This is a genomic window from Streptomyces triticirhizae (assembly GCF_003696235.1).
GTDB classification, from domain to species: Bacteria; Actinomycetota; Actinomycetes; order Streptomycetales; family Streptomycetaceae; genus Streptomyces; species Streptomyces triticirhizae.
In genome coordinates, this window is record NZ_RFFJ01000216.1 from 1 (window position 1) to 9,368 (window position 9,368).

Below are 9,368 nucleotides of genomic sequence, written 5' to 3' on the forward strand. Positions count from 1 at the left end.
AACGCGCCGGCCCCGCCCGTTCCGTGCGCCGTTCCGCGCGCCGTCACGCCGACTCCGCCGGCAGCCCCGCGCCGCCCCCGAGAGCCGCTGCCGCCGCCGTCGCGCCGTTCCCCGTCGCCAACGCCGGCTCCAGCGCCGCCGGCCGCACCTCGACGCCGTGCTCGCCCCGCGTCACCCGCACGTCCAGCCCGTACACCCGGCTGAGCACCGCCGCGTCGAACGCCTCCGCCGGCGGGCCGTCAGCGACCACCCGTCCGCCGTCCAACAGCACCGCCTGGTCGCAGAAGTGCGCCGCGTGGTTGAGGTCGTGGATCGCGATCAACGCGGTCACACCCTCCTCCCTGGTCACCGCCCTGACGATCTGGAGCGTCTCGATCTGGTACCGCAGATCCAACGCCGACGTCGGCTCGTCCAGCAACAGCACCCGGGGTTGCTGCGCCAACGCCCGCGCGATCAGCACCCGTTGGGCCTGGCCGCCGGAGAGCTGGGACAGCGGGCGGTCGCGCAGCTCGGACAGGTTGAGCCGTTCGATCGCCGCGTCCACCGTCTCCCAGTCCCGCCGGGTCGGCCGCAGCCCGATGTGCGGGGTGCGCCCCAACAGGACGGCCTCTCGCACGGTCTGGTCGAACGGCGTCGCCCCCGACTGCGGGACATAGCCGACCACCCGCGCGTGTTCGCGGCGCGCCGTGGCCAGCAGGTCCCGGCCGCCGAACGAGACCGTGCCACCGGCCGGGGACAGCACCCGGGCGATGATCTTGGTGAGCGTGGACTTCCCGGAACCGTTGGGGCCGAGCAGGGCGCAGAACCCGCCCTCCGCCACCCGCAGGTTGACGTCCTTGAGCACCTGGTTGCGCCGGTAGGCGAACCGGACCGACGCGACGTCGAGACTCACTGCGCCGCCCTCCTGGTGAGGATGAGGTTGATGAAGACGGGGGCCCCGATGAACGCGACCACGATGCCCACGGGAATCACCGAGGGCGCCAGCACGGTGCGCCCCACGGTGTCCGCGACCACCAGCAGCAGCCCACCCGTCAGGAAGGAGAACGGCAGCAGATAGCGGTGGTCGGCGCCGATCGCCAGCCGGGCGATGTGCGGGCCCACCAGGCCGACGAAGCCGATCACCCCGCAGAACGACACCACCACGGCGGCCAGCACCACCGACACCACGATCAGCCCGACCCGCACCGCCGTGACATGCACGCCCAGGCTCTTGGCGGCGTCGTCACCCGCGAACGCGATGGCGTTGAGGTCGCGGCTGAACCACAGCAGCAGCGGCAGCGCCGCCACCGTGCACGCCCCGACCAGGCCCACATCGCTCCAGCCCGCGTCGTTCACCGAGCCGAAGGTCCAACGGACGATCGCCTGGAGGGTGTTCTCGTCCGCCACGAACTGGAGGGCGGCCGTCATCGCCTCGAACAGCTGGGTGAGCGCGATGCCCAGCAGAAGCAGGGTCGCCGCCGACATCGCCTTGGCGGAGGCCAGGCCCAGCACCAGGGCCGAGACACCCAACGCGGTGCCCAGCGCGCAGCCGATGACCAGCCAGGAGCCGGAGCCGGCCGAACCGCCGGTCAGCAGGATCGCCAGCGCGGCGCCGAAGGCGGCGGCCGGCGAGACGCCCAGGGTGAACGGGCTGACCAGCGGGTTGCGCAGCAGGCCCTGCATGACCACGCCCGCCAGGGACAGCGCGGCGCCGGCCGCGAAGGCCAACAGCACGCGGGGCAGCCGCAGGTTGATGATCACGGAGTAGGTCTGGGAGAAGTCCTCGGTCAGGACGCCGCCGAAGACGCGCAGCCGCACCGCGTGCCAGACGTCGAGCAGCCCGGCGTTGGTCGTTCCGGCCGTGACACACCAGGCCGAGACCAGGACCGACACCACCGCGCCGATCCACAGCACGGCCGGCCGCCCGGCCCACGCGGGCCGCCGCCGACGCGGGCGGCCGGCGGCGTTCTCGGCGGCAACGCCGGCGGTCGTACCGCCCGTTGACCCTGCCCCCGCGCCAACGCCGGCCGCCGCGCCGCCTGTTCCGGGGCCCGCCGCGCCGTCGCCCTTCTCGAACTCGGCCCGGACGGCGGTCGCCGCCGGGTCCCGTGGGGTGGGGCTCATCGCGAATCGGCCACCCTCTGGATGTACGCGTCGGCGCCCGGGAAGTCCGCGCCCTGGAACTCCTCGACCCAGCGCGCCAGATACGCGTCCGGATCGACGTCGGCGAACGCGTCAGGGTGCAGCCAACTCGCCAGGTAGAGCGCCCCGATGGCCTTGGACAGGCCGCTGGTGGCCCACCCGTTGGTCACGAGGACGCGGCCGTCCTCGACCGCCGACAGGCTCCCCCAGCCGGCCCGCCCGAGCAGCTCGTCGGCCAGGGTGTCGAACCGGCCCTGGCCGGTGGGCTCGGCCGAGGGGCCGAACTCGTGGACGACGACCTCCGGGTCACGCTCCAGGATCGACGCCGGGTCCACCGTCGTCTCCGCCTGCTCGTCGCCGCCGGTGTCCAGGTCGCCGAAGACGTTCTCGCCGCCGGCGGCCACGATGATCTGGTCGAAGCCGGAGCCGGGCAGGCCGGTGAGGTACGGCTGCTCGGTCTCCCAGTAGACGCGCACCGGCTCGACGTCGGCGACGCGTTCGCTGATCACGCCGAAGATCTCGTCGTAGAAGCCGGCGACGCGCTCGGCGCCCTCCGGCTCGCCGAAGACCTGCCCCAGCAGGTCCACGGTCTCGTGGAACACGTCGAAGTCCCAGGCGGTGGCCACGACCACGGGGATGCCGAAGGACTCCAGCCGCTCGCTGGCCTCCTGCCAGGCGCCGTTGCGGGGCAGGATGAACACGTCCGGGTCAAGTTCGACGACCGACTCGTAGTTGATCTCCTGGAGGTCCTCGCTGACCACCTCGTCGTCGGATATCCCCAGGTAGGGGAGGCGCGAGGCGGAGACGCGGTCATAGCCCACGACCCGGTCGCCGGCCCCGATGGCCTGGGCGAACTCGTTGCCGTAGCTGTTGAGGATCACCGCGCGCTCGGCCGGGCCGTCCAACTCGACGGTGCGGCCGACGTCGTCCACGACGGTGAGCCTCTCCGCGCCGCCGTTGCCGCTGCCGTCGCCCCCCTCCGCCGACTCCTCGGTGACGGTCCCGCAGGCCCCGACGCCCAGCGCGAGGGCGACGACGGGGGCGAGGAGGGCGGACGCGCGGGCGTGGCGTTGTCTCATGGTGCTTCCGTTTCGGGATCGTTCGCTACGGGGGCCCGCCCGGCCGGGACGGCCGGGCGCGGGCTGCGGGCGGGGCGGTGAGTTCGGTCGGGGCGGTGAGTTCGGCCAGGGCCGGTCAGGTCAGGGCTGTCGCGGTCAGGGCTGTTGCGGCGTCGTTGTCGCGTCCGGCCAGTAGGGGTCGCCGAGGCTGAGCATCAGCCGGTTCGCCCAGGTGAAGAAGGCCGTCGCCGCCACCAGGTCGGTCAGCTCGGCGTCGGTCAGGCCCAGCGCGCGCAGCCGCGCGACCTGGTCGGGCGTGGCGGTCACCGGCGTGGTGGCCAGGGCGGCCGCGAACTCGACGATCGCCGCCCAGCGTTCGTCCTGGCCCTCGGCCAACGGCGCGATGTCCCGGGGCAGCCAGTCGGCGTCCCGCTCCAGGGCGACCGCGAGGAGCCGGTCCACGTCCTCGGGGCGCTTCGACAGCTGGGCGGACTTGCGGGCGTGCACCGAGGCGCAGTAGACGCAGTCGGTCACCTTGCTGGTCGCGGCTGCGGCCAACTCGCGCTCGGCGCGCGGCAGTCCCTCCCGGGTGGCGAAGATCGCGGCGTCCAGCGCGGTGCGGGCGGCCAGCACGGCGGGCAGCCGGGCCAGGAGCCGGAAGTACTCGCCGTTGGTCTTGCCCCGGAACGACGCCTCCTGTTCCTCGGTGAGTTCGTCGGTCGGCACCGGCGGCGCCCAGGCCGTCCAGGACAGCGGCTCGCGGGTGTAGGCGACCGGGCGCTCCCGCCCGTTGGCGGCGGTCCGCGCGGCGCTCTTGCGGCGGCCGCGCCCGGGCGTGGGGCGCGCCGGCGCGGGCGCGGGGTCGGGGGCCAGGCCCTGGAGCAGGCGCAGGCCCTGGATGGCGCGGGCCTGGAACGCGGTGAACGCCGCCGTCTGGGAGATGGTCACCACCGCGTCCGTGGACCAGCCGGCGGCGACCAGCCGGTCCAGGTCCTCGCGGGTGGCCAACGCGGGGGAGAGCGTGACGAGATCGACATGGGCGACGGCGGCGCGCAGCGCGGGGTCGGCGGGCAGGGCGTCGTCCCACAACGTGGGATCGGCGTCTCGGTCCGCGTGGTGGCGCACGAGGTCGTCGAGCCCGTGCCAGCGGGCGGCCAGCGCGGCCAGGCCCCGGCGGACGGGGGCCGGCACCGGCGCGTTCCCCTCGAACAGCGCCTCCCCGGCCTGCTGGGCGCGCTCGATCACCAGCGGTTTCCCGGCGCGGGCCGCCGCGATCCGCTCGTTCAGGCCGGCCAACCGGCCGATGTCGTCGGCCACTTGGCCGGTGACGTGGCCGGCCTCCGGCCTGGCCTCGGGGGTGGTGCTCATGGTGTCCGCCTCGTCGTGCTCGGTCGCTGGGCGGCCGAGGGGGCGGGGCAAACGTGTCGGGTACGTGACGAGAGCATCGAGCCCAGAACGCCGAGGACCGGGACGAGTTCTCACGAGGAGCACGCTTGCCGCGTCACCGCGGCCGGGTCGTCGTCCCGGGGGCACCCCACCGTGCAGGAGGGTTGCCGGCCAGCAAGCCGGGACTTGGCGCTGGCGCTCTTGACCTGCGGAGCAACCTAGCCCACCCGGGCGGCCCCAGGAAAGCCTTTGTCCGATATGTGAGACAACTGTTCACGAAGTGGACACGCCCCAGGCGCCCCAAGGCGTTCCGGGTCGCTCAGTGCCCCAACCAGGGAAAGCCCAACGGCTCGGCCTCCGCCATCGCCAGCAACTCCTCGTCGTCGTGCGGCAGGACCTGCCCCAGGAACGGGAAGTCCGCCGGCTCCACCGCGATCCGCGCCAACGGCCGCACCGGCCGGGGACAGACCGGCTGCGCCGGCCGCACCCGGACGCCGCGCGCCACCACCGGGGCCTGAAGCTCGAACCCGTCCGGCGGCAGCGGATACTCGCTGCCCGCCCGCCAGGGGCGCCGCGCCAGCACCTCGGCGGTGAGCGAGAAGTAGTAGAACGCGGGCGCCGGAGGCCCCAGATCGCCCGGCCGCGCGCCCATGCTGCTCATGAGAAACCGGTGGCGCTCCCGGTCCACCGTGGCGAAGAACATCGGCCAGATGCCGTCCGCCGCCGCGTAGACCCCGGGACGACTCCCCAACTCCGAGTCGTCCTGCGGCTGTCGCGGCTCCAGCACCCGAATGTCCGGATCGCCGCTGCCGTGCGGCAGCAGACCGCCGACGTCCACGGCATGGCAGAGGAACCGCCACTTCGGCGCGGCCAGCCGGTAGTCGATCACGGGCACCGCACCGCCCGTCCCCGGCCGCCCCAACCCCGCCAACAGCCGCTCGAACCCCGCGACCACCGCCCGCCCGGGCCTCACCCCCGACGGCCGCGCCAACCACGGCGGCGGAAGCCCCACCGACGACACCGGTTCACCAGCCATCTGCCCGACCCTACGGCGAGCCACCCGGCGAGCGGCAGCCCACAACGGACACGCGGAGACCCTCTCAAGGGCTGCCCGTGTCGTCAGAAAGTCCGTGCAGGGCGAAAACGGCCCTCTGTTGCTCCTCCAGGGGTACCACCTGATCGGGGTCGGCCGGGGCCGGTTCGGACGGGCGTGAGCGCGGCGCCCGAGCGAGCACCGGCGGAGGTCACCGGAGCGAACGCCCTGTGTCGAGGCGGCGGAAACGGCGGGCTTTCTCGGTGCGCCCCCCGCCCGTCAGGTCGAGGACCAACTCCCCGCCGTGCCAGACCCCCTGGACCGTCACGCGGGCCTCTTTCACATGGCTCCGGGTCGTGAACGACAGCCGTCGACCGTCGACGGTGTACGTGGAACGGTGCACGCCGCGCGGGGCGGTGCCCGGCCGCAGCCAGCGTTCGATCGCGGCGGCCTGGTTCGGTCCGGGGGCCGGCTTCACCAACACGTCAAGGACCGTCCCGTCCGGGTAGAAGCGGAACACCTGGATGTCGGAGGCGAAGATGCCCTCGACGCGCGGGCGACGGCCAAGGCCCTGTCCTCGACCATGGCCGCGTCGGGTGGACGGCATGGGGCCAGTGTCCCGGCTGACCAACCCCACCGCCAGGGAACCGACTTGACATGCCGCCGCCCGTTCCACCACCCTTTCACTACTCAATTAGTGAAAGGGTGGTTGGGTGATCGAGTACCGGATCGACCGGAGGACCGGTGTGGCCACCTACCTCCAGATCGTCCAGCAGACGAAGCAGGCCCTGCGGCTCGGCCTGTTGGAGCCCGGCGACCAACTGCCCACCGCCCGCGAGGTCGTCGAGGCGACCGCCGTCAACCCGAACACCGTGCTCAAGGCCTATCGCGAACTGGAGCGCGAGGGCCTGGTGGAGGCCCGGCGCGGCCTCGGCACGTTCGTCCGGAAGTCCCCGCGGACGCCGGCGGCGGCCACCCGCGCGCCGTTCGCCGACGAGCTGACCGACTGGATGAGGCGCGCCCGCGCGGCGGGGCTCGACCGCGAGGACGTCGCCGCGCTGTTCGGCTCCGCTCTGGAGCAGGAGTTCACCGAGGGAGAGCAATGAGCAGGAAACCAGCGGCACTTGAGGCACGGGATCTCGTGGTGCGCTACGGCCGCCGGCGCGAACCGGTCCTGCGGGACTGCTCGTTCCGGCTGCCCGAGGGGCGCGTCTGCGCACTGGTCGGACCGAACGGGGCCGGCAAGTCCACGCTGCTGTCCCTGGCGGCCGGAATGCTCCGCCCCGTGGCCGGAACCCTGCGGGTGCTCGGCGCCGGCCCGGCCGAGTCCCGGCCCCGGATCGGCTACGTGGCGCAGACCCGCCCCCTCTACCCCCAGCTCACCGTGGCCGCCACGCTCCGCCTCGGCGCCGAACTCAACCGGGGCCGCTGGGACCAGGAGGTGGCGGAACGCGTCGCGTACGGCGCCGACCCGGCACCGAGTGCCGACCCGGCACCGAACGCCGCCCCGGCACCGAACGCGAGAATCCGCACCCTCTCCGGGGGCCAGCGCACCCGGGTCGCCCTCGCGCTGGCCCTGGGGAAGCGCGCCGAACTGCTGCTGCTCGACGAGCCGATGGCCGACCTCGACCCGCTCGCGCGCCACCAGCTGATGGGCACCCTGCTGGCCGTCGCCGTCGAACACGGCACCACCGTCGTCATGTCCTCCCATGTCCTCGCCGAACTGGAGGGCGCCTGCGACTACCTGTTGCTGCTCGGCAACGGGCGGATCAGGCTCGCCGGCGAGAACGAGGAGATCCTGGCCGCGCACGCCCGACTCACCGGCACCTCCCGGGACTTCGCGCCGCACACCGTCGTGGAGTCGGGGGCGACCGGCCGTGGCCACACCGCGCTGGTGCGCTCGCGGGGGCCGGTCAACGCGGCCTCGTGGCTGGTCGAGAGGCCCTCCCTGGAGGAGCTGGTCCTGGCCCACCTGCGCAACCCCGGCGCTCCCGCCCTGTTCACGGGGAGCGCCTCGCCCACACCGCACCAGGAGGCCGCCGCATGACCACGCTCTCGCACTCCCCGCGCCACGGAGTTACCCGGGCGCTGTTGCGGCTGCACCGCGTGCCGCTGTTGGGCTGGGCGGCGCTGGTCGTCGCCGGGGCCGGCGTGCTGAACGCCGGTGACGAACTCCGGAACGCCCAACTCCTCGCCTGGCTGCCGTGCGCCATCGCCGCCTGCCTGGGCGCCGCGTTGATCGGCCGGGAACTGGAACGCGGCACCGCCACCCTGGCCTGGACCCAGTCCGTCACCCCGGCCCGTTGGCTCGCCGCGAAGCTGGCCGTCCCTGCGACCGCGCTCCTCGGCGGAACGGCGGCGCTGACCGCGCTGTTCCGGTGGTCGTGGTTGACCGGTCCCGACAACGGGGTCAACCGGTGGCACAGCGAGTACTTCCACGCCGCCGGACCGGTGGGCCCGGCATACGTCCTGCTCGGACTGGCGCTCGGCGCGCTGGCGGCGCTGCTCACCCGGCGCACCCTCCCGGCGGCGGGCCTGGCCCTCGGCGGCATCTGGTTGGCCTACCACCTGGGCGACCGGGTCCGTTCCTCCCTCTGGCCGGCGAGCGAGGTCCGAGGCCCGTGGGGGCCCGAACTCAACCACGTCGACCAGCTCGAGTTCGGGATGATCCTGGAGACCGGGGAACGCGCCAGCGGCCTCGCCTGCGGCGCCCAGGCCGCCCCAGGCGACCTCGCCACCTGCCTGGCGGACCACGGAGCGGTCGACTTCTACGCGAGCATTCACCCCACCGCCCACTACTGGCCGATCCAACTCGCCGAAACCGGCCTTGTCCTGACCCTCGCCGCCGCCACAACAGCCGCCACCTTCCGGACCCTACGCCGCCGCCTGCCCTGACGGGGCCGCACAGGGGGCGGAGGCCACCGGCTCCCGGATGGATGAGCCGTCAGAGTTCCTGTCAGGAGGTGGGGCGTTCAACTTCCACGAGTCGCTCAAGAGCGGCGTCCGGCGTTTCCGCTACGAGTCGGACGTAGTCCAGGCCCGAGTACATCGCGCCCTTCGGTGACAGGCCTAGGTAGATGCCACCCCGATCGGTAGCGCCCACGGGGTAGAGCGGGACACCTGCCTGCTCGCCTAGAACGTCGAAGATCTCCTCCTCCCACTCGGCCGCGAGTGGATCGAGGACGAAGGGCGTGCGTCCAAGCGTGGTCATCGCAGGGGCACGTTCGACCTGAAGACCTCCAAACTCCTGCAGGAAGACACGCGCCGCCTCGTGGATCTCGAATCCGCCGTGCTCTTCGAGGGCTGTCTCCCAGTGCGCCGTTTCCACCTGCCGCCCCGGGAACCAACCGGCAGCGCGAAGGGCCCTCTCCGTGCTCTCTGACCACCTGTGTGATTCCTGAGTTGTCATGGTTGCCCTAATCCGTTGATTCCGAACTGATCGAGTACGTGCTGACACGAGTCGCAGACTGGTTTGATCTCACCGTGGCGAGGGTTCCCCTCCGCGCGTACGTTCACCGCCGCCATGGTGCCTCCCCGTGGGTCGACCCCGGCGTTGAGTGCGTTGGTGAGGGCTTCGGCCTCACCACACCGGCTGTGCTGGTTACCCGGCAACCGGATGTCCTGTGGAACTCTGTCGTAGGCCGCCTGGACGTCCGGGTGGAGGTTGTGGTCGCCGCCGCCTTTGATGCTGGCGCCGGTGAACGTGTGTTGGTTGCCCGCAGCGTCGGTGACGGTGAGGCCGGCGGAGCTGGTGGGACGCGTGTGCTTGT

Annotated in this window: 11 protein-coding genes and 1 riboswitch; of the genes, 3 read left to right on the forward strand and 8 right to left on the reverse strand. The window is 73.0% G+C overall.

The window, feature by feature from the left end:
* Nucleotides 1-43 precede the first annotated feature (43 nt).
* From EBN88_RS25700 to EBN88_RS25725, 6 genes are all read right to left on the reverse strand, one after another.
* On the reverse strand, nucleotides 44-892 hold the full coding sequence (locus EBN88_RS25700; RefSeq protein WP_122399446.1) for an ABC transporter ATP-binding protein: 849 nt from the start codon (nucleotides 890-892) through the stop codon (nucleotides 44-46).
* Nucleotides 889-2,103: a FecCD family ABC transporter permease gene (locus EBN88_RS25705; RefSeq protein WP_233580962.1), complete on the reverse strand. Its 1,215-nt coding sequence runs from the start codon at nucleotides 2,101-2,103 to the stop codon at nucleotides 889-891. The genes EBN88_RS25700 and EBN88_RS25705 overlap by 4 nt, the downstream gene beginning before the upstream one ends.
* On the reverse strand, nucleotides 2,100-3,200 hold the full coding sequence (locus EBN88_RS25710; protein ID WP_122399447.1) for an ABC transporter substrate-binding protein: 1,101 nt from the start codon (nucleotides 3,198-3,200) through the stop codon (nucleotides 2,100-2,102). The genes EBN88_RS25705 and EBN88_RS25710 overlap by 4 nt, the downstream gene beginning before the upstream one ends.
* Nucleotides 3,201-3,335: 135 nt before the next feature.
* Entirely contained in the window at nucleotides 3,336-4,547 is a 1,212-nt protein-coding gene (locus EBN88_RS25715) for a peroxidase-related enzyme (RefSeq protein WP_122399448.1), read from the reverse strand.
* Between the two features lie 116 nt (nucleotides 4,548-4,663).
* Nucleotides 4,664-4,772: riboswitch (SAM riboswitch) on the reverse strand.
* Nucleotides 4,773-4,884: 112 nt separating this feature from the next.
* The gene (locus EBN88_RS25720) at nucleotides 4,885-5,601 is read right to left on the reverse strand and encodes a hypothetical protein (protein ID WP_147472843.1); all 717 of its coding nucleotides are present in this window, start codon (nucleotides 5,599-5,601) and stop codon (nucleotides 4,885-4,887) included.
* 208 nt (nucleotides 5,602-5,809) lie between these two features.
* Nucleotides 5,810-6,205, reverse strand: a complete 396-nt coding sequence (locus EBN88_RS25725) for a hypothetical protein (RefSeq protein ID WP_147472844.1) — start codon at nucleotides 6,203-6,205, stop codon at nucleotides 5,810-5,812.
* A gap of 106 nt (nucleotides 6,206-6,311) precedes the next feature.
* Between EBN88_RS25725 and EBN88_RS25730 the strand changes: the two genes are divergently transcribed.
* Genes EBN88_RS25730 through EBN88_RS25740 form a run of 3 tightly spaced genes read left to right on the forward strand, consistent with a single transcriptional unit; the run spans nucleotide 6,312 to nucleotide 8,493 of the window.
* Complete coding sequence (locus tag EBN88_RS25730; protein WP_122399451.1) at nucleotides 6,312-6,704, forward strand: GntR family transcriptional regulator; 393 nt, start codon at nucleotides 6,312-6,314, stop codon at nucleotides 6,702-6,704.
* Nucleotides 6,701-7,645 (forward strand): ABC transporter ATP-binding protein, encoded by a 945-nt coding sequence (locus tag EBN88_RS25735; RefSeq protein ID WP_122399452.1) that lies wholly within the window; start codon nucleotides 6,701-6,703, stop codon nucleotides 7,643-7,645. The genes EBN88_RS25730 and EBN88_RS25735 overlap by 4 nt, the downstream gene beginning before the upstream one ends.
* Nucleotides 7,642-8,493: an ABC transporter permease gene (locus EBN88_RS25740; RefSeq protein WP_122399453.1), complete on the forward strand. Its 852-nt coding sequence runs from the start codon at nucleotides 7,642-7,644 to the stop codon at nucleotides 8,491-8,493. The genes EBN88_RS25735 and EBN88_RS25740 overlap by 4 nt, the downstream gene beginning before the upstream one ends.
* A 61-nt stretch (nucleotides 8,494-8,554) precedes the next feature.
* Here EBN88_RS25740 and EBN88_RS25745 read toward each other — a convergent pair whose 3' ends face one another.
* Together EBN88_RS25745 and EBN88_RS25750 are read right to left on the reverse strand one after the other, a co-directional pair.
* Entirely contained in the window at nucleotides 8,555-9,007 is a 453-nt protein-coding gene (locus EBN88_RS25745; protein WP_122399454.1) for an SUKH-3 domain-containing protein, read from the reverse strand.
* Nucleotides 9,004-9,368 (reverse strand): YwqJ-related putative deaminase (locus EBN88_RS25750; RefSeq protein ID WP_267902606.1); only part of this gene is annotated, 365 nt, incomplete at its 5' end. The genes EBN88_RS25745 and EBN88_RS25750, both read right to left, overlap by 4 nt.

Coding starts and splice junctions, on each gene's coding strand:
- EBN88_RS25720 (WP_147472843.1), bottom strand. CDS start 5,601: ATGGCTGGTGAACCGGTGTCGTCGGTGGGGCTTCCGCCGCCGTGGTTG.
- EBN88_RS25740 (WP_122399453.1), top strand. CDS start 7,642: ATGACCACGCTCTCGCACTCCCCGCGCCACGGAGTTACCCGGGCGCTG.
- EBN88_RS25725 (WP_147472844.1), bottom strand. CDS start 6,205: ATGCCGTCCACCCGACGCGGCCATGGTCGAGGACAGGGCCTTGGCCGT.
- EBN88_RS25710 (WP_122399447.1), bottom strand. CDS start 3,200: ATGAGACAACGCCACGCCCGCGCGTCCGCCCTCCTCGCCCCCGTCGTC.
- EBN88_RS25735 (WP_122399452.1), top strand. CDS start 6,701: ATGAGCAGGAAACCAGCGGCACTTGAGGCACGGGATCTCGTGGTGCGC.
- EBN88_RS25705 (WP_233580962.1), bottom strand. CDS start 2,103: ATGAGCCCCACCCCACGGGACCCGGCGGCGACCGCCGTCCGGGCCGAG.
- EBN88_RS25745 (WP_122399454.1), bottom strand. CDS start 9,007: ATGACAACTCAGGAATCACACAGGTGGTCAGAGAGCACGGAGAGGGCC.
- EBN88_RS25715 (WP_122399448.1), bottom strand. CDS start 4,547: ATGAGCACCACCCCCGAGGCCAGGCCGGAGGCCGGCCACGTCACCGGC.